General features: G+C 72.6%; 20 protein-coding genes and 1 pseudogene. 5 read left to right on the top strand and 16 right to left on the bottom strand.

Going from position 1 to position 17,794, the window contains the following annotated elements; translation table 11 throughout:
* Positions 1-16: 16 nt before the first annotated feature.
* The 4 genes from JWN97_RS17390 to JWN97_RS17405 form a co-directional block, all read right to left on the bottom strand.
* Positions 17-1,051, bottom strand: coding sequence for a succinylglutamate desuccinylase/aspartoacylase family protein (locus tag JWN97_RS17390; protein WP_297625556.1), 1,035 nt, complete (start codon positions 1,049-1,051; stop codon positions 17-19).
* Positions 1,052-1,106: 55 nt separating this feature from the next.
* Positions 1,107-1,589 carry a hypothetical protein gene (locus JWN97_RS17395; protein WP_297625559.1) on the bottom strand — a complete coding sequence of 161 codons (483 nt, stop codon included), beginning with the start codon at positions 1,587-1,589 and terminating at the stop codon, positions 1,107-1,109.
* Positions 1,590-1,649: 60 nt separating this feature from the next.
* Positions 1,650-3,161, bottom strand: coding sequence for a carbohydrate-binding domain-containing protein (locus JWN97_RS17400; RefSeq protein ID WP_297625562.1), 1,512 nt, complete (start codon positions 3,159-3,161; stop codon positions 1,650-1,652).
* A gap of 711 nt (positions 3,162-3,872) precedes the next feature.
* Complete coding sequence (locus JWN97_RS17405) at positions 3,873-4,373, bottom strand: RimK/LysX family protein (RefSeq protein WP_297625566.1); 501 nt, start codon at positions 4,371-4,373, stop codon at positions 3,873-3,875.
* A gap of 52 nt (positions 4,374-4,425) precedes the next feature.
* Here JWN97_RS17405 and JWN97_RS17410 point away from each other — a divergent pair.
* Positions 4,426-5,286 (top strand): annotated as a pseudogene (locus JWN97_RS17410) (RimK family alpha-L-glutamate ligase); the annotation flags it as partial.
* A 72-nt stretch (positions 5,287-5,358) separates the two neighbouring features.
* Positions 5,359-5,616, top strand: a complete 258-nt coding sequence (locus tag JWN97_RS21285; RefSeq protein WP_363321309.1) for a TrkA C-terminal domain-containing protein — start codon at positions 5,359-5,361, stop codon at positions 5,614-5,616.
* Between the two features lie 7 nt (positions 5,617-5,623).
* On the opposite strand, the gene JWN97_RS17415 is transcribed toward JWN97_RS21285, so the two are convergent.
* The 5 genes from JWN97_RS17415 to JWN97_RS17435 form a co-directional block, all read right to left on the bottom strand.
* Positions 5,624-6,862 carry an exosporium glycoprotein BclB-related protein gene (locus tag JWN97_RS17415; protein ID WP_297625572.1) on the bottom strand — a complete coding sequence of 413 codons (1,239 nt, stop codon included), beginning with the start codon at positions 6,860-6,862 and terminating at the stop codon, positions 5,624-5,626.
* A 67-nt stretch (positions 6,863-6,929) separates the two neighbouring features.
* Entirely contained in the window at positions 6,930-7,487 is a 558-nt protein-coding gene (locus JWN97_RS17420; protein ID WP_297625575.1) for a tetratricopeptide repeat protein, read from the bottom strand.
* A 5-nt stretch (positions 7,488-7,492) separates the two neighbouring features.
* Positions 7,493-8,602, bottom strand: a complete 1,110-nt coding sequence (locus JWN97_RS17425; RefSeq protein WP_297625578.1) for a hypothetical protein — start codon at positions 8,600-8,602, stop codon at positions 7,493-7,495.
* Positions 8,595-9,005: a hypothetical protein gene (locus tag JWN97_RS17430; protein WP_297625581.1), complete on the bottom strand. Its 411-nt coding sequence runs from the start codon at positions 9,003-9,005 to the stop codon at positions 8,595-8,597. The genes JWN97_RS17425 and JWN97_RS17430 overlap by 8 nt, the downstream gene beginning before the upstream one ends.
* Entirely contained in the window at positions 9,002-9,358 is a 357-nt protein-coding gene (locus tag JWN97_RS17435) for a hypothetical protein (protein ID WP_297625584.1), read from the bottom strand. Before JWN97_RS17435 ends, JWN97_RS17430 begins: the two co-directional genes overlap by 4 nt.
* Before the next feature lie 120 nt (positions 9,359-9,478).
* Between JWN97_RS17435 and JWN97_RS17440 the strand changes: the two genes are divergently transcribed.
* Complete coding sequence (locus JWN97_RS17440) at positions 9,479-10,078, top strand: DUF4956 domain-containing protein (RefSeq protein WP_297625586.1); 600 nt, start codon at positions 9,479-9,481, stop codon at positions 10,076-10,078.
* 16 nt (positions 10,079-10,094) lie between these two features.
* On the top strand, positions 10,095-10,871 hold the full coding sequence (locus JWN97_RS17445; RefSeq protein WP_297625589.1) for a VTC domain-containing protein: 777 nt from the start codon (positions 10,095-10,097) through the stop codon (positions 10,869-10,871).
* A 90-nt stretch (positions 10,872-10,961) separates the two neighbouring features.
* Here the strand turns inward: JWN97_RS17445 and JWN97_RS17450 are convergent, their stop codons facing one another.
* From JWN97_RS17450 to JWN97_RS17480, 7 genes are all read right to left on the bottom strand, one after another.
* Positions 10,962-11,669 (bottom strand): EcsC family protein, encoded by a 708-nt coding sequence (locus JWN97_RS17450; RefSeq protein WP_297625592.1) that lies wholly within the window; start codon positions 11,667-11,669, stop codon positions 10,962-10,964.
* A gap of 140 nt (positions 11,670-11,809) precedes the next feature.
* Entirely contained in the window at positions 11,810-14,017 is a 2,208-nt protein-coding gene (locus JWN97_RS17455) for a heavy metal translocating P-type ATPase (RefSeq protein WP_297625596.1), read from the bottom strand.
* On the bottom strand, positions 14,007-14,942 hold the full coding sequence (locus JWN97_RS17460) for a hypothetical protein (protein WP_297625599.1): 936 nt from the start codon (positions 14,940-14,942) through the stop codon (positions 14,007-14,009). The genes JWN97_RS17455 and JWN97_RS17460 overlap by 11 nt, the downstream gene beginning before the upstream one ends.
* Positions 14,939-15,142: a heavy-metal-associated domain-containing protein gene (locus JWN97_RS17465; RefSeq protein WP_297625603.1), complete on the bottom strand. Its 204-nt coding sequence runs from the start codon at positions 15,140-15,142 to the stop codon at positions 14,939-14,941. The genes JWN97_RS17460 and JWN97_RS17465 overlap by 4 nt, the downstream gene beginning before the upstream one ends.
* Before the next feature lie 14 nt (positions 15,143-15,156).
* The gene (locus tag JWN97_RS17470) at positions 15,157-15,459 is read right to left on the bottom strand and encodes a metal-sensitive transcriptional regulator (protein ID WP_297625607.1); all 303 of its coding nucleotides are present in this window, start codon (positions 15,457-15,459) and stop codon (positions 15,157-15,159) included.
* Positions 15,460-15,563: 104 nt separating this feature from the next.
* Positions 15,564-16,382 carry a glycerophosphodiester phosphodiesterase family protein gene (locus tag JWN97_RS17475; protein ID WP_297625610.1) on the bottom strand — a complete coding sequence of 273 codons (819 nt, stop codon included), beginning with the start codon at positions 16,380-16,382 and terminating at the stop codon, positions 15,564-15,566.
* An 80-nt stretch (positions 16,383-16,462) separates the two neighbouring features.
* The gene (locus tag JWN97_RS17480; RefSeq protein WP_297625613.1) at positions 16,463-16,849 is read right to left on the bottom strand and encodes a tetratricopeptide repeat protein; all 387 of its coding nucleotides are present in this window, start codon (positions 16,847-16,849) and stop codon (positions 16,463-16,465) included.
* A 148-nt stretch (positions 16,850-16,997) separates the two neighbouring features.
* Between JWN97_RS17480 and JWN97_RS17485 the strand changes: the two genes are divergently transcribed.
* A partial coding sequence (locus JWN97_RS17485; protein WP_297625616.1) for a CE1758 family FMN-dependent luciferase-like monooxygenase occupies positions 16,998-17,794 on the top strand: 797 nt, incomplete at its 3' end.

Here is a 17,794-nt window from a genome sequence, read left to right on the forward strand (position 1 = left end):
GTCGGGCGATGGTCGGTCAGCTGGCGATGTGCACGACGGCGTCACCGGAGTTGACCAGGGGCGCCTCGGTGCGGCCGATCACGATGCCGTCTCGGCTGGCGTAGACCGCGCGCAGGGTGCGTCCGAAGGAGTCGAAGAGGGTGCCGAGCCGCTCGCCCTCGCTGACCTTCTGCCCGAGCGCGACGTCGAGGTGCAGGATCCCGGTGCGACGCGCACGCACCCACCCGCTGGACCGGCACTCCAGGCTCGGCTCGACCGGCGGCTCGACGACCGGCTCGGTCATGCCGAGCGAGGCCAGCACCCGCCGTACGCCGATCACGCCGGCGTCGACGGCGTAGGAGTCGAAGCGCAGGTTCTCGCCCGCCTCGTAGAGCAGCACCTTGGCACCCTGCTCACGGGCGGCGTGGCGCAGCGAGCCGTCGCGGATCTTGGCGTGCAGCATCACCGGGGCACCGAAGGCCTGCGCCAGCTCGCGGGTGCCCGGGTCGTCGAGGTCGGCACGGACCTGCGGCAGGTTGCTGCGCCGGTCGGACCCGGTGTGGAGGTCGATGCCGACCTCGCAGCCCGCCACGATCTCCTTCATGAAGAGGAAGGCGATCCGGCTGGCGAGCGAGCCGCGGGCGGAGCCGGGGAAGGAGCGGTTGAGGTCGCGCCGGTCGGGGAGGTAGCGGTCGCCGGTCATGAAGCCGAGCACGTTGACGATCGGCACCGCAACCAGCGTGCCCCGGAAGGTCTTGGGGTCCAGCCCGGCCATGACCTGGCGGACGACCTCGACCCCGGCGACCTCGTCGCCGTGGATGGCGGCGTCGATCCACACGCACGGCCCGTCCTCGCGACCGTGCACGACCCGCACCGGCAGGGTGACGTCGGCGCCCGTCACCAGGCGGGTGATCGGCAGCTCCAGCGCGCGCACCGTCCCGGCGCGGATCCGGACGCCGCCGATGGCGAAGGACTCGCGGGCCACTAGGACCTGCTCCGGGCGACCGGGGCGGGAGCGGCGGCGGGGGTCACGCTGCTCAGGGTAGTGGCCGTGGCCGCGGACAGGACCCACCCCGGGCACCTCCCGGGGGGAAGAGGTGACCGGGGCGGGTCGGTCCGTGGGAGCCTCAGCTCTGCTGGGTGGACGAGTCTGAGCCGGTGCCGGAGTCGGGGGACGTGCTCGAGCCGGTCCCGCTGTCCGGCTGGCCGTCGCCGTCGAAGTCGGGCGACTCGCCGGTCGTGCCGCCCTGGGTCCCACCGAGCTGGCCGTCCAGGTCGCCGCCCGGCGGGACGCCCATCGGGCCGTCGCCGTCCCGGTCGCCCATCGGGCCGCCCGGGAAGCCGTGGTCGCCCAAGTCGGTGCCGGTCTGCGTCGTGCCGGTCGTCGAGTCGGAGTCGCCGACGGCGTACCCGGCCCCGAAGCCGGCCCCGCCGATCGCGAGGCCCGCGACCACCGCGCCGGCGGTCAAAACCTTGCGGCTGCGGCCCAGCCGGCGCCAGTCGCGCCTCGCGGTCGGCGGGTGGGTGGGGGCCTCGTGGGCGGCTGCTGCGCCGGTGTCGAGAGTGGTGCCGGGGGCGGCGGGGAGGTCGGAGGAGCTGGTGCTGGTCATGTCGTGTCCTTCGTGGGTGTCCGTGCTGGTGGAGGGGGAGTGCTCGGGGTGGGTCATGCGTCAGCCGCCCATCGGGCCGCCGTGGCCGCCCGCCGGCGCGACGCCGGCCGTGACCTCGGTCGGGGTGCCGTCGACGGTGACGGTGTAGGTCGCGTCCTGCTCGATGTCGGGCGAGGAGAAGACGACTGAGGTGAAGTCCTTCGCGATCGTGTACGTCGCCACCTGCGCGCCCGAGTCGTCGGCGATCACGACCTCCGAGCCCGCGGCCGCGGTGGTGCTGAGGGCGGCGGCGATCCAGCCCTGCGCGGAGTCGGTCGACGGGGCGACCATCATCCCGGAGGTGCCGGCGGCCATCAGAGTCCCGCCGGTGACCTCGAAGGTGCCGTTGACGTCGAGTGCGCCGTTGCCGTCGGTGGTCGGTCCGTAGACCGTGATGTCGCCGCCGGTGATGGTGGCGTCGCCGTTGGAGTCGAGCCCGTCGCCGCTCGACCACACCTCGAGGGTGCCGCCGTTGATCACGAGGTGGAGCGAGGTGTCGGCCGCCATCTCGCCGCCCATGCCGCCCTGCCCGTCGGTGGCCGCGCTGTCGTCGGAGGTGGCGACGTTGACGCCGTCGTCGGCGGAGTGCAGCTCGATGTCGCCGTCGTCGACGATGATCAGCGAGCCCTCCAGGGCCTCGTTCGACCCGGCGACAGCGATGGTGCCGCCGGCCACGAGCACCTGGACGCCCTTGATGCCGTCGTCCTGCGTGGTGACGGTCAGGTCGCCGCCCTCGATCAGCACGAAGCCGGCGCCCGCGTCCTCGGTGTTGTCGGACGTGACGGCGTCACCGGTCGAGTCGACCGTGACGGTGCCGTCGGTGAGGACGAGGTAGTCCTTGCCGATGATGCCGTCGTCGACGGAGGTCACCTCGATGGTGCCGCCGGTGATGACCAGGCCGTCCTTGCCGACGATGCCGTTGTTGGTGTTGCCGGTGACGGTCAGCGACCCGCTGCCGCCGATCGTGAGGTCGGCGGTGGAGTAGAGCGCTCCGGTGGGTGCCTCGTCGGACGTGTCGTCGTACGTCGTGGCGTCGGTCAGCGCGTTGGTGCTCCCGTCGGCCAGCACGACGACGACCGACTGGGCGTCGACGACGTCGACGGCGGAGGTCGTGCCGGAGGCGATCGTGGCGTCGTCGAGCACGAGGCGTACGTCGCCGGCGCTGTTGATGACCACCTGGCCGGCCAGGTCGCCGCTGAGGACGTAGGTCCCGGCGGCGGTGATCGTGACCGTGCCGTCCGCGATGGTGACGGCGTCACTGTCGGAGCTCGCCGAGGTGCCGGACAGGGTGACGACGGTGGCATCGGCCTCGTCGTACGCCGTGTCGCCGGTCTCGACGGCCACGTCGTCGGCGAGCGCGTCGTCGACCGTGGTCGCGTCGCTCGCGGTGACCGTGCTGGTCGAGCTCGCGGAGGCGGTCGACGTGGTGCCGGTGGTGTCGCTGGCCACGGAGGCGCCGCAGCCGGCGAGGAGCAGCGCGGCCGCGGTGCCCGCGAGGGCTCGTCGGATGGGTGTCCGGTGCAGGGGGCGCATGGGGTGCGGCCTTTCGTCAGTGGTCCGAGGTCTGGGCGGGCCGGGTCAGCGGCTCGTGAGGTCGAGGGTGGTCGGCCCACCTGTCGGGGAGGTGGGCTGACCTTGTGGACCTCCTGTGAGGCGTCGCGGCGTGCGGCGCCGCCGGTGCGGGTGCGGTGGCCGCTGTCGAAGACGAGCCTGCGGTTGACGGCGAAGTTGACGCCGGCGCTGGTGAGGCGCGCCCCGACGACGGAGAGCAGCAGGTCGCCGGTCGCCGCGGTGAGCACCAGCAGCGCGACGGTGTCGATGACGAAGGCGGCCAGCGACGAGGCGAGGAAGAGCAGCAGCGCCGCATAGACGCGGAGCGAGTCCGCGACCGGCCGGAAGTGCGAGGACGCGTTGTCGTCGAGGTAGATCGTGGCGATCGGCACCGGGTCGAGGGCGATGCCCGCCCGGCTCGCAGGAGCACCTGCAGCTCGTACTCGTACCTCTCGCCCGGCACCGCGCACGCCCAGCCGAGCAGGTCTGCGGGGATTCCGCGCAGGCCTCGCCGTTGATGGCGAAGATCGCGCCGCTCTGCTCGGCGCTGTCGGACGTCTGGGTGCCCGACCCGGTGCTGACCTCGCGCACGCTGATCGTGGTGCCGTCGGCGCTCCAGCTGTCGTCGGTCAGCACGGCCTGCGAGGTGTCGAGCTGTTCGGACCCTGTGGTGCAGCCAGTGATCAGATGTGGCTACTTGCCCCAGTTCTTCCTTCGCACTGCGCGCCGCGGCCGGCCACCGGCGTACGACGTCGCGGAGTCGACGAGGAACCCGCGCTCGAGGGCCTCGCGGCCGATCAGCATCCGGAAGCCCATCTCGTCGCGGTTGCTCAGCGTCATCACCGTCGTGATGGTGCGGCCGGCGAGCGTCACGTCCATGGCGACGGCGTACCTCTGCTCGGTCTGGCCGTTGCTGCTGCGCACCTCACGCCGGTCGAGGACGGGCAGGCTCAGCTCGACGTGGTCCTCGTCGGACCGCTGCCAGGGGTGGATCGAGAACCGCACCCACTCCTGGCCGTCGGACTCGAAGACCTCCAGGTCGAAGGCGTGGATCGACGACGACCGTGCGCCCGTGTCGATCTTGGCCTTCACCCAGGCGACGCCGGCCTGCGGGAGGGCCACCCACTCGCGCCAGCCGACGACGATCCGCTCGCCGCCGGACCCGGGGTCGGGAGGGGAGGGGTCGGGGGACACGGCGTCATCTTGTCAGGTGGGCTCTGCGACTGGCGTGCTTGTATGTCCCACCATGAAGCTCGCCATCCTCTCCCGCGCGCCGCGCTCCTACAGCACGCAGCGCCTCCGGACCGCAGCCGTCGACCGGGGCCACGACGTCAAGGTGCTCAACACGCTGCGCTTCGGCATCGACCTCACGGGGGACGAGCCCGACCTGCTGTTCCGCGGCAAGCAGCTGTCGACGTACGACGCCGTGCTGCCGCGCATCGGCAACTCGATCACCTACTTCGGCACCGCCGTCGTGCGCCAGTTCGAGCAGATGGACGTCTACACGCCCAACACCTCCTACGGCATCGCCAACAGCCGCGACAAGCTCCGCGCGACCCAGATCCTCTCGCGCCACAAGATCCCGATGCCGGCGACGACCTTCGTGCAGGACCGCGCCGACGTGATCCCCGCGATCGAGCGGGTCGGCGGCGCGCCCGTCGTGATCAAGCTGCTCGAGGGCACGCAGGGCATCGGCGTCATCCTGGCCCCCACGATCAAGGTGGCCGAGGCGATCATCGAGACGCTGCAGAGCACCCGGCAGAACGTGCTGATCCAGCGCTTCGTCAAGGAGAGCAAGGGCCGCGACATCCGCGCCCTCGTCGTCGGCGACCGCGTCGTGGCGGCGATGCGGCGCGTCGCGCAGGGCGACGAGTTCCGCTCCAACGTGCACCGCGGCGGCAGCGTCGAGCCCGTCGAGCTCGACGAGGAGTTCGAGCGCATCGCCGTGCGCTCGGCGCAGATCATGGGCCTGCGGGTCGCCGGTGTCGACATGCTCGAGGGCAACAACGGCCCGCAGGTGATGGAGGTCAACTCCTCGCCCGGCCTGGAGGGCATCGAGGGCGCGACCAAGCTCGACGTCGCCGGCGCGATCATCGACTACATCGACAACCAGGTCGCCTTCCCCGACATCGACGTACGCCAGCGGCTGACGGTCTCGACCGGCTACGGCGTCGCCGAGATCGTCGTGCACGCCGGGTCGGACATGGTCGGCAAGAAGCTCGGTGAGTCCGGCCTCGACGAGCGTGACATCACCGTCCTGACGCTCCACCGCGGCACCCAGGTGATCCCCAACCCGCGCAACAAGACGGTGCTCGAGGGAGAGGACCGGCTGCTCTGCTTCGGCAAGCTGGAGGAGATGCGCTCGATGATCCCCGACCGCAAGCAGCGCCGGGTCAAGCGCCTGATGAAGAAGCACCTGCCCCCGGCGACGCCGTAGCCCCTCGTCAGCCCAGCGTCAGGCCGGCGGACCAGTAGCCGTTGACGTCCCTGCTCGTGTCGAGGCCGGCGACCACGTCCGAGCGTACGACCAGGATCGCCTGGGTCTGGTTCGAGATCGGGATGTTCAGGCCGGTGGACGTGCAGCTCGACACAGTGCCGATCGCGACGATGCCGGTGAATGACGGCACCAGGCTGCACGTGGCTCCGGGGACGGCGGTGAACACGTTGTCCGGCGTCGGGGACGTCCAGAGCTCGACGCTGAGCTGGAGCGTGGAGCCGACCAGCGACATCGCACTGGTGTTGGTGAAGTAGCCGTCCATGCTGGTCAGGGTGTGGTCGTTGGTGATCGGCTGGGCCAGCCCCGCGATCGGGGAGTTCGTCGCATCGATCGTTCCGCCGACGATGGAGACGTTGCTGACCGATCCGGCGCCGCTGAGGGGGAGCACGGCCACCGTGTTGCCGGCACCGCCGAGGACGGTCGTGGTGGTGGCCACCTGACCACTGCTGCTCGAGAGCATGGCCCCGGTGCCGGGGGATCCGGCGGGACCGGTGGCTCCCGTGGCGCCAGCGGCTCCGGTCGCGCCGGTGGGTCCGACAGGGCCGGTGGCGCCGATGGGTCCGGCGGGGCCGGTCGCGCCGGACGGGCCGATGTCCCCGGCAGGGCCGGTGGCTCCGGTGGGTCCGGTCGCTCCGACAGACCCGTCCGCTCCAGCCGCACCCGTCGCGCCCGCGGCACCCGTGGCTCCGGTCGCGCCGGCGGGTCCGGCCGGGCCGGCAGGTCCGATGTCACCGGTAGCGCCGGTTGCGCCGGTTGCGCCGGTGGCGCCGGTCGCACCGTCGGCCCCGGTCGCTCCCGTGGCTCCGGTCGCGCCGTTGGCCCCGGTCGTGCCCGTGGCTCCGGTGGCTCCGGTGGCGCCGGGTGCTCCGGTTGCTCCGGTCGCTCCCGTGGCACCGGCGGGTCCGGTCGCGCCGGTCGCACCCGTCTCGCCCTTCGGCCCACGCGGGCCCTCGGGGCGCTCTCCGCCGCGGACCCAGCGGATGTGGTCCTCGCCGGGGCGGCACTGGGTGACCTTGCGGACGACCCGGATCTGGCCGGTCTCGACGCTGAAGCACGCCTTGATCACGCGGACGTCGCGCGTCGCGCTGTCGGCCGCGACGGCCGTCCCCCCGGTGCCGACGACGGTGGCCAGGGCCAGGGTGGCGAGGGACAGGGACACGAGGGCGCGGGGCCGAGAGGTGGGCACCGAATCACCGTAGTGGAGCATCGGACGGCGCGTGGCCGAATCGGGAGACCCCGCGCAGCGCTCGTTCTCAGTCGTACGACGGCGCCCGGACGTCCGCCATCGAGGGGTCCAGCTCGACTCCCGTGGCGAGGTGCTCCTCGGCCTCGTCGGTCTCGCCCAGGTGCAGGAGGGCGAAGCCGAGGCGCATGTGGGCGGCGGCGAGGTCGGGGTCGATCGCGAGGGCGCGACGATAGAGCTCGACCGCGGACCCGAGGTCGTCGGCCTCGAGGACGATGCCCTTGTTGTAGAGCGCGGAGGTGAACTCCGGGTCGGTCTCCAGCGCCGCGTCGTACTCCTTGATCGCGAGCGCGTCGTTCCCGGCGTCCTGGGCCAGCAGGCCGAGGTTGTAGTGGGCGTAGACGTTGCCCGCGTCGAGCTCCAGCACGTTCTCGAACGTCGCCCGCGCCTTCGCGTCGTCACCCGCCTCGAGCTGCTGCAGCGCGGTCTCGACCAGGGTGTCCGCGGCCGACAGGGTGGTCGAGGACGCGCTCGTCGGTGACGGCCCCTCGTCGGTGCTGTCGCCACTGCAGCCGGTGACGAGGAGGGTGCTCAGCAGGGCGAGCACGGCGAGGGCGGGACGAGGCACGTCGGTCAGTGTAGGGCGGTGCGCTCGCGAGCGAAGGCGAGGTTCTGCTCGACGCGAGGCCGATCCCCCGGCGGCAGCTCCGGGTCCGCGAGCACGGCCTCGGCGAGGACGGCGGACTCGGCGTACCTCCCGACCCAGTAGCTCGCGACCGACAGCTCGTCGCGGGCCCGCCAGCCGTAGCAGGCAGGGAGCACGAAGAGGATGTCGTCTGTGTGCGGCAGCTGGACGGCCCGGGTCGCGAAGACGTGGGCGAGCTCGTGGCGGCCCCGCTCACGGAGGTGCCGGGCCAGCTCGACGAGGGTCTCGGCGCGTCCGGGCCGGCGCTCGAACGCCGCCAGGTAGGCCGCGAGCACGTCCCGGTCGTCGTCCCCGAGCCGCTCGCGCAGCACCGCCACCTGCAGCAACGAGTACCAGACCTCCTCCTCCCAGCCGCCGAGGGCCACCCGGTGCTCGTAGGCCGACACGGCCTGCCGGTCCCGACCGAGGTCGCGCAGCGTCTGCGCCCGGTAGAAGACGTACCGGGCGTTGTCGGGCTCGTCGGCGAGGCCGCGCTCCAGCAGCGCGAGGTCGCGCTCGAACTTGACCCGGCGGCTCGAGCCCTCCGCGTGGTCGCGGAACCAGGCTCCCTCGAGCCTCGGACGGGCGGCCGAGCCGACGTCGAGGTACTCGTGCGTGACGCCCACGTAGCGCAACGGCGCAGCGACCCGCAGGAGCCGCACGTTGGCGTAGTGGAGGCCGGCGGCGCGCTGCTCGAGGAGGTAGGCGTCGGCGGTCAGCGCGTCGCGGAAGCCGGGATCCTCGACCACGAGCTCCATGTCGGCGTCGCAGAGCAGGAGGTGGCCGACGTCGTACGCCGCGGCGGTGTCGCGTGCGGCGACGAGCGAGTCGTTGCGGGCCTGGGCGAAGTCGTCGAACCGACCCTCGGTCACCCGGCCGGGCACCCCGTGCCGCTCGAAGAACGACCGGACGATGTCGGGCGTGCCGTCGGTCGAGCCGGTGTCGAGGATCGCGTAGGCGTCGATCCAGGGAGCCGCGGCCGCCAGGCAGCGTTCGATGATGGCGGACTCGTCCCTCACGATCATCGTCAGGCAGAGCCTGGCCCGGGTGTCAGCCATGGCTGCGGGGCCGCGTGCGGACGAGCCAGGCCAGCCCCGCGAACGGCAGCACCAGCGGCAGCCAGCCGTAGCCCGCGCCGTACGAAGACCACACGGTCTGGTCGGGGAAGAGCTCCGGGTCGAGGACGGTCAGCGTGCCGACGGTCAGCACCCCCACGAGCTCGAAGCCGACGGCCGCCCAGGCCAGACGACGCGGCTGCGGGCCGACCTCCGCCAGCCCGAGGGTGGCCGCGACGTAGACGACTCCGGCGAGGGCGGAGAGGGAGTACGCCAAGGGCGCCTCGTCGGCCTTGGTGAGCAGCTGCACGAGCGAGCGCGCCGTGGCGGCGAGGGCGAAGACGCCGTAGATCGCGACGAGGACGCGACCGGCGCCGGAGCGGGTGGACCCGGTCGCCGAGCTCACGGCCACACCTGCAGCGCCCGGACGACGACGAAGGCCTCGGTCAGGCCGACGACCGCCAGCACCGCGGTCGCACCGCGGCTGCGCTCGGCCAGCGACCAGACGAAGCCGATCGGCAGCAGCACGAGTCCCGCGAGCAGGTAGCCGAACAGGGTCGCCGTCTCGCCGCCGCCGAGGTCGGCGTCGCCCACCTGCACGCCGGTGACCACCAGCAGCACCAGGGCGCCCGCCTCGATGACGCCGGCGAAGCCGAGCAGGCCCCAGTCCGGCGTGCGGGCCAGGGCGACGTACACCAGCACCACGGCCGCGAAGGCGAGCGACGCACAGATGAGCGCGAGGGGCAGGGGTCCGTCCACGGCGCCGATCCTCTCAGGTCGGGCCACGCAGCGATGCACAGCACGAGCACAGGCGGGCGGCAGGTGGACGACAGGCGCGCTCGACAACCTCGGGGCACACCGACCCGCAAAGGACCTCCCGTGAACCCCACCCACCTCCTGGCCGTCGTCGACGTCGTCGCCGTCCTCGTCCTCGCCATGGCCGTCTACTACCCCCGCCACCGCCGCGCCGACCTCGTCACGGCCTTCATCGCCGTCAACATGGGCGTCCTGGCCGTGACCATCGTGCTCTCCAGCAGCGCCGCGACGGTGGGCCTCGGGCTGGGGCTCTTCGGGGTCCTGTCGATCATCCGGCTGCGCTCCGACGAGCTCGGCCAGCACGAGATCGCCTACTACTTCGCGGCCCTCGCCATCGGCCTGATCGGCGGCCTGGGCACCGGCGACGTGGCCCTCTCCATCTCCCTGATGGCCGGCCTGGTCGGCGTGCTCGCCGTCGCCGACAGCCGCCTCCTGCACAGCACCGGGCTGCGCCAGGTCGTGGTCCTCGACGCCGCCATCACCGACGAGGAGACGCTCGTCGAGCGCCTGGAGATGCTGCTCGACGCCCGGGTCACCCGCGTGACGCCGGTGCGCGTCGACCTCGTCAACGACACGACCACCGTCGAGGTGCACTACGCCGCCTCGCCGCGCCCGACGATGCCTCGCGCCGAGCGCCACGCCGCTCCCGCGCTGACCCGGTGACGGACCGATGAGCGCCATGGACGCCGTCGACCGCTTGCCCATCGTCTCCCTCGGCGAGCTCAACGCCGAGGCCGCGCTGCTGACCCGCACGGACCGCAAGTACGTCATCGGGACCGCCGAGCTCGACGCCGTGCTCACCGGCATCCTCGGGCTCCGGGCGCTCGACATCGACGGCCGCCGCTCCTCGCGCTACGAGTCGACGTACCTCGACACCATCGACCTGGACAGCTGGAGCGCCGCGGCGCACCGCCGCCGGCGCCGGTGGAAGGTGCGCACCCGGGTCTACGCCGACACCGGCGAGTGCTGGCTCGAGGTGAAGACGCGCGGTCGCCGCGGGGTGACCGTCAAGGAGCGCCTGGCCCAGCACGACCACCGTCTCGAGATGTCGGACGCGTCCGGCGCCTGGGTCCGGGACCGGCTCGGCGTCGCGCACGTGCACGACATCGACCCGCGCGGCCTCGTGGCGACGCTCCACACCAGCTACCTGCGTACGACGCTCCTGCTCGAGGGCAGTGCGGGACGCGCGACCATCGACCGCGACCTGCGCTGGGTCTCCGGCCACGGCACCGCCCAGGTCGGTGAGGTGCTGGTCGTGGAGACCAAGTCCGGCACCACGCGTCCGGGACCGCTCGACCGGAGGCTCTGGGAGCTCGGGCACCGCCCGATCCGCATCTCGAAGTACGGCACCGGGCTCGCACTGCTCACCCCCGAGCTGCCCGGCAACCGCTGGCACCGCGTCACCTCGCGGCACCTGAGCGACCACCTCACGCTCCGACCGGGAGTCCTGGCGTGAACTTCTTCCTGCGCCGGCGCGCCACCGTGCTCGCCACCAGCGGCGTCACCGCGGTCGAGGAGTGGGCCGACCTGGCCGTCCGGGCCTCGCTCAGCTGATCGCGGGGAACTCCTTCATCGCGTGGTCGGCGATCTTCTTCATCATGAAGCCGTCGATCCCGCCGCCGACGAGGCCGCCCGCCAGCGGGATGCCGCGACCGAGGCGCGAGAGGAGCTTCTCGCTCACGCCGCGCATCAGCCGGAACCCGACCGCCTTGTTGACGACCATCAGGGCGGCGGGCGGAAGGCCCTTGAGGGCGTACGACGTCACGCGGCTGCCCGCGGTCGTCATCCCGGCCTTCTTGAGCACCTCGTCGGAGTCGGAGCCGACCAGGGTGAGCAGGATGGCGGTCCGCACGCGCGGCTCGCTGACGTCGTACCCGCGGAGGGTGGCGATGCTGCCGACCATCCGCACGGCCTGGAGGTAGAACTCGGCCACGTTGACCGGCAGCGAGACGGGCATCGTGACGAAGCCCCCGACTCCCGTGACGAAGCCGCCGATGCCGCCCTTCACGGTGGTCGCCCGGGCGAGCGCCCCGATGGCCTTCTCCGCGTCGCCGTCCGCCTTGGCGAGCGCGTCCGCGGCCACCTCGCGCGCCGGCCGCAGCGGTCCGCGGCCCTCGAGCCCGGTGTCGACCAGCATCGCGACCAGCCGGTCGATGGCGCCGGGGTCCGGGTTGGCGTCACCGGCGGCCTCGAGGGCGGCCCGGGTCTTCTCCGTCTCGGAGCGGCCCGGTGTCAGCTTGTCGATGAGTCCCATGCGCCCAGCCTAGGAACCAGGCGGTGGATGCGGCTCACCCCGGCGGAGCCCCCGGCCTGGGCGCGCACGGGGCGGTGGTCCACCCACATTCGGGGCCCGGGAAATGTGGCTCCGCCACCGCCACCGCCCGACCGCCGACCTCAGCCGATCGAGGAGCGGAAGCCGCGCAGCCGGAGGCTGTTGGTCACCACGAACACGCTCGAGAACGCCATCGCGGCTCCGGCGAGCATCGGGTTCAGCAGTCCGGCCGCCGCGAGGGGCAGGGCCGCGACGTTGTAGGCGAACGCCCAGAACAGGTTGCCCTTGATCGTGGCCAACGTGCGGCGCGAGAGCCGGATCGCGTCGACGGCGACGAGCAGGTCGCCGCGCACCAGCGTCAGGTCGCTGGCCTCGATCGCGACGTCGGTGCCGGTGCCCATCGCCAGGCCGAGGTCGGCCTGGGCGAGCGCGGCGGCGTCGTTGACGCCGTCGCCGACCATCGCCACGACCTTGCCGGCCGCCTGCAGGCGCTGGACCTCGGCGACCTTGTCGGCAGGCAGTACGTCGGCGACGACCGTCTCGATGCCCACCCGGTCGGCGACGTGGCGGGCCGCGGCCTCGTTGTCGCCGGTCAGCAGGATCGGGGTGAGCCCGAGCTCCTTCAGCCCGGCGACCGCGCGCGCCGACGTGGGCTTGATCGTGTCGCCGACGACGATGACCCCGCGGGCGCGCCCGTCCCAGCCGACCGCCACCGGGGTGTGGCCCTCGCCCTGCGCCCTCGCCACGGCCTCGACCAGCGACGGCGACAGGTGCTGGCTCCACCCCTCGAGCAGCCGGGGGCGGCCCACGAGGACGGCGTGGCCCTCGACGATGCCCTGCACCCCGAGGCCCTCCCGGTTGGCGAAGTCCTCCACGGGAGGGAGCACGTCGACGGAGGCCGCGATGGCCCGGCCGATCGGGTGCTCGGACGCGGACTCGAGGGCGCCGGCGAGGCGGCGTACGTCGTCGGGCGACTCGCCGTCGGCGGCCACCACGTCGTGGACGGTCATCTCGCCGGTGGTGACGGTGCCGGTCTTGTCGAGCACGATCACCTCGACCCGACGGGTCGACTCCAGCACCTCGGGGCCCTTGATCAGGATGCCGAGCTGGGCTCCGCGGCCGGTGCCGACCATCAGCGCGGTCGGCGTGGCCAGGCCCAGCGCGCACGGGCAGGCGATGATCAGCACCGCGACGGCGGCGGTGAAGGCGGCCGTCACCCCGCCGCCGGCCCCGAGCCAGAAGCCGAGGGTCGCCACGGCGAGGCCGATCACGATCGGGACGAAGACGCCGGAGATGCGGTCGGCGAGGCGCTGGACCTCGGCCTTGCCGTTCTGGGCGTCCTCCACCAGCCGCGCCATCTGGGCGAGCTGGGTGTCGGCACCGACGCGCGTGGCGCGGACGAGGAGCCGGCCGCCGGCGTTCACACACCCGCCGACGACGGTGTCGCCGGGGCGGACCTCGACGGGCACCGACTCGCCGGTGAGCATCGACGCGTCGACCGCCGACGTGCCCTCGACGACCTCGCCGTCGGTGGCGACCTTCTCCCCGGGACGCACGACGAACGTGTCGCCGACGGCCAGCTGGTCGGTGGGGATCCTGGTCTCGACCCCTTCGCGAACGACCGCCACGTCGCGCGCGCCGAGCTCGAGCAGGGCCCGCAGCGCCGCTCCGGACTGCCGTTTGGAGCGGTGCTCGAGCCAGCGCCCGGCGAGGAGGAAGGTCGTCACGCCGGCGGCGGCCTCGAGGTAGATGTTGCCTGCGCCGTCGGTGCGGTCGATCGAGATCCGGAACGCGTGGGTCATGCCGGGCTCGCCGGCGGTGCCGAGGAACAGCGCCCACAGCGACCACCCGAAGGCCGCGAGCACGCCGACCGAGACGAGGGTGTCCATCGTCGTCGCGCCGTGGCGCAGGTTGGTCCACGCGGCGCGGTGGAACGGCCACGCGCCCCACACCACGACCGGCGCGGCCAGGGCGAGCGAGGCCCACTGCCAGGAGGTGAACTGCCACGCGGGCACCATCGCCATCGCGACCACGGGGATGCTCAGTGCGGTGCTGACGAGCAGGCGCTGCAGCAGCGGGTCGACGGCGGGCCCCTCGGCAGGCGCCCCGGCGTCCGGCGGGGTGGGCAGCGCGGCGACGTACCCCGCCGCCTCGACGGTCCTGAGCAGGTCGTCGGTCGAGACGTTCCCGGGGTAGGAGACCTTGGCCTTCTCGGTGGCGTAGTTGACCGTCGCGGTGACGCCGTCGAGCTTGTTGAGCTTGCGCTCGATGCGGTTGGCGCACGACGCGCACGTCATGCCGGTGATGGCGAGCTCGACGTCAGTGCTCATGACCGGCTCCTCCTTCGGCTGCGTGGTCGGGCGCGCCGCCGGACTCGACGGTGAACGCGGCGGTGCGGACGACGCCGCGGTGCTGGAAGTCGAGGAAGAGGCGGTACGTCCCCGGTGTCGGGAAGGCGGTCGCGAAGTCGATCCCCGGACCGGGCTCGCCCTCCTCGGGGTGGACGTGGAGGTAGCCCAGGTCGCCGGAGCGGATGGCCACGAGGTGGCCGAAGGCGCCGAGGTAGGGCTCGAGGTCGGCGACCGGTGCGCCGTCGAGCTCGATGCTCGTGGTGAGCACGGTGCTCGCGCCCGGGGCGGTGCCGCCCTCGAGGGTCACGGTGTAGGTGCCCTCGTCGGTCCGGACCGACGCGGCGCGGTCGTCGGCCGGCAGGTCGTCGGGCCGGTAGCGACCGCCCACCGACACGTCGTCGGCGAGGGTAATGCCGTCCCAGCCCTCGGGCGTGAAGTCCGCGATGACGCGCCACACACCCGGTGTGAGGCGGACGTCGGTCGACCACGTGCCGGTCGCGCCGTCGAGGGTCGGGTGCACGTGCTGGAAGCCGGTCAGGTCACGGCGTACGACGATGAGGTGCAGGTCCTTGTCGTGCTCGCGCGTGTAGTCGAGCAGCGGGCGGCCGCTCGAGGTCAGCACCCGGAAGTCGAGCCGCGTGCGACCTCGCTCGAGGGTGCGGTCCGCCAGCTCCAGGGTGTAGCCGTCGGCGCGCGCGGTCAGCCCGCCGACCTCCGCGGCCGCGGCGGCGCCGGCGGCGTCCCCGTGGTCCGCCATGTCGTCGTGGGCCGCAACGGGCTCGGTGTCGATGGGTCCGACGAGCCGGCCCCCGCCCCACGCGACCGCGAAGGCGGCCGCGAGGGCGGCGACGAACGCGGCCACGCGCAACGGCGTACTGACGGGGACGTTCCGAGGTGCCTTCATGCCAAGGCGTAGCCGGCTTCCTCGACGGCTGCCTGCACGGCGGCGGGGTCGAGGGGGCCGGCGCTGGTGACGGTGACGGCTCCGGTCTCGACGACGACGTCGACGTTCTCGACGCCGGCGAGCTCGGAGATCTCCTCGGTGACCGAGGCGGCGCAGTGGCCGCAGGTCATGCCGGTGACGGTGTAGGTGCTGGTGGTCATCGCTTCTCCTCCGGTCAGGACCTCACGAGGCGGGCGATCGCCTCGGAGGCTTCCTTGAGCTTCTGCTCCTGCTCGGCCCCGCCCTGGCGGGCGGCGTCGACGAGGCAGTGGGCCATGTGGTCGTCGAGCAGCGAGAGCGCGAGGGCCTGGAGGGCCTTGGTCGCGGCGGAGACCTGGGTGAGGATGTCGATGCAGTACTTCTCGTCCTCGACCATCCGCTGGATCCCGCGCACCTGCCCCTCGATGCGGCGCAACCGCTTGAGGTGGGCCTGGACGGCGGCGTCGTTGCCCTCGAGGTGTCCGTGCTGCTCGCTCATGCTTCCCACAATACCCCTAGGGGGTATCCGTTTCAACCCGACCCCGGGTAGTCCGCAGCAATTGGCTCGTGCCGGAGCCCTGGCGGGGAGCTGATTGATGCGGACTATCCCGGGCTGGTGGCGGCGGGAGCCTCCGGGCGTACGGCATCGGGGCGGGTCCACTGCCCGCGGCTGATCAGCACGTCGCGCAGCACGTCGGGCCGGTCGGTGATGATCCCGTCCACGCCCGCGTCGAGGAGCGAGCGCATGGTGGCTGGGTCGTCGACGGTCCACACGACGACGCGGATGCCGTGCTCGTGGGCCCGCGCGATCACCCGCTCGGAGAGGATCGGCATCCGGCCGAGCTTCACCGGGACGTGGGCGAAGGCGCCGCGCGCGGGTCCGGTCGCACCCAGCCCGACGGGCCGTACGCCGCCGCGCGAGCACGCGATGAGCGTCGTCAGGGCGCGCCAGCCGAGGGCCGTCGTGACTCCCGGCGCCTCGTCCTGCAGCCGCCGCAGCCAGCGGCTCCACGCGCCGGCCACGCAGATCCGCCGGGCCCAGTGCGGGTGGGTGCGCAGCAGCGGGGCCATCGCGCCGATCGACGCCTCGTCCTTGAGGTCGATGGCGAAGCGCGTCGTGGGGAAGGTCGCCAGCGCCGCCTCCAACGTGGGGATCGGCTCGGTGCCGTGCACACGCAGCCGGCGGAGGTCGGCCAGGTCGAGGTCGGCGACCCGACCCGCGTGACCGGTGACCCGGCGCAACGTCGCGTCGTGGAAGCACACGACATGCCCGTCGCGCGTGGTCTGCACGTCGGTCTCGACGTGGGTCAGGCCGAGCGAGGTGGCTCGCCCGAAGGCGGCCAGGGTGTTCTCGGGCGCGAGGGCCATGCCCCCGCGGTGCGCGATCGCGAGGGGTCCGGTGTGGTCGCCGTAGCTGGTCACGGCCTCAGCATGGGGCGGTCCGGACCCCCGTGGGGGCGCGGCGGCGAGTGTTCACCGAGGCTTCGCCGCCGCGACGCCGGTCAGACCCGGTAGCCGCCGAGCAGCTCGGCGAGGCGCAGGTGCGGCTGCGCCTCGTGGCGCCGTCCCTTGCGCTGGAGGGCCCGGCCCACCAGCAGGTGGGCGTAGGGCTCGTTGGGGTCGTGCTCGAGCAGCTCGGTGGCGACCCGGATCGTGCCGTCGAGCTGGGCGGAGTGGTAGAGCGAGCGCGCCAGCAGGAGGCGTACGTCGGTGAGCTCGTGGCCCACGTCGTCGGCTTCGTCGATCAGCTCGGTCAGCAGGACGGCGGCCTCACGGTAGGCGCGCTCCTCGAAGAGCGCCTGGGCGCGCAGCCAGCGGTCGTGGGCGGAGTCCTCGAGCAGGCCCGCGTGTCCTCGCAGCAGGTCCTCGAAGGGGGTGAAGTCGGTCATCGTCGCTCCTCTCGCGCGGTGGTCCTCAGTCCGAGCGTGCGCCCGCCTGTCAGCCCAACGCGGTAACGGTGCCCGGCGATTCCACGGAATACTGGGGGGACCAGCCCCGTTGGAGATGATACAAACTTCAACTATCACGGAGGATCTCATGCAGTTCGGCATCTTCAGCGTCGGCGACGTCACCACGGACCCGACCACCGGACGCACGCCGTCCGAGGCCGAGCGCATCGCGTCGATGACGCAGCTGGCGCTCAAGGCCGAGGAGGTCGGTCTCGACGTCTTCGCGACCGGCGAGCACCACAACCCGCCCTTCGTCGTGTCGTCCCCGACGACCCACCTCGGCTACATCGCGGCCAAGACCGAGAAGCTCCTCCTCTCGACGAGCACCACGCTGATCACCACCAACGACCCGGTGAAGATCGCCGAGGACTACGCCTTCCTCCAGCACCTCTCCGGCGGTCGCGTCGACCTGATGATGGGCCGCGGCAACACCGGCCCGGTCTACCCGTGGTTCGGCAAGGACATCCGCGACGGCATCAAGCTCGCGGTCGAGAACTACCACCTGCTCCGCAAGCTCTGGCGCGAGCCGGTCGTCAACTGGCAGGGTGAGTTCCGCACCCCCCTGCAGGGCTTCACCTCGACACCCGCGCCGCTCGACGGCACACCGCCCTTCGTGTGGCACGGCTCCATCCGCAGCAGCGAGATCGCCGAGCAGGCGGCCTACTACGGTGACGGCTTCTTCCACAACCACATCTTCTGGAACAAGGAGCACACCGAGGCGATGGTCAAGCTCTACCGCCGCCGCTTCGAGCACTACGGCCACGGCGCCGCCGACCAGGCCTACGTCGGGCTCGGCGGGCAGGTGTTCATGGCCTCCACCGAGGCCGAGGCCAAGCGGGTCTTCCGCCCCTACTTCGACAACGCCCCGGTCTACGGCCACGGCCC

Origin of the sequence: Nocardioides sp. (genome assembly GCF_025965415.1) — a bacterium.
Taxonomy (GTDB): Bacteria; Actinomycetota; Actinomycetes; order Propionibacteriales; family Nocardioidaceae; genus Nocardioides.

Excerpts from the sequence above, each read along its gene's own strand:
- JWN97_RS17395 (WP_297625559.1), bottom strand. The coding sequence starts at position 1,589 with ATGACCAGCACCAGCTCCTCCGACCTCCCCGCCGCCCCCGGCACCACT.
- JWN97_RS17445 (WP_297625589.1), top strand. The coding sequence starts at position 10,095 with ATGGACGCCGTCGACCGCTTGCCCATCGTCTCCCTCGGCGAGCTCAAC.
- JWN97_RS17400 (WP_297625562.1), bottom strand. The coding sequence starts at position 3,161 with ATGCGCCCCCTGCACCGGACACCCATCCGACGAGCCCTCGCGGGCACC.
- JWN97_RS17455 (WP_297625596.1), bottom strand. The coding sequence starts at position 14,017 with ATGAGCACTGACGTCGAGCTCGCCATCACCGGCATGACGTGCGCGTCG.
- JWN97_RS17460 (WP_297625599.1), bottom strand. The coding sequence starts at position 14,942 with ATGAAGGCACCTCGGAACGTCCCCGTCAGTACGCCGTTGCGCGTGGCC.
- JWN97_RS17480 (WP_297625613.1), bottom strand. The coding sequence starts at position 16,849 with ATGACCGACTTCACCCCCTTCGAGGACCTGCTGCGAGGACACGCGGGC.
- JWN97_RS17450 (WP_297625592.1), bottom strand. The coding sequence starts at position 11,669 with ATGGGACTCATCGACAAGCTGACACCGGGCCGCTCCGAGACGGAGAAG.
- JWN97_RS17470 (WP_297625607.1), bottom strand. The coding sequence starts at position 15,459 with ATGAGCGAGCAGCACGGACACCTCGAGGGCAACGACGCCGCCGTCCAG.
- JWN97_RS17465 (WP_297625603.1), bottom strand. The coding sequence starts at position 15,142 with ATGACCACCAGCACCTACACCGTCACCGGCATGACCTGCGGCCACTGC.
- JWN97_RS17425 (WP_297625578.1), bottom strand. The coding sequence starts at position 8,602 with ATGGCTGACACCCGGGCCAGGCTCTGCCTGACGATGATCGTGAGGGAC.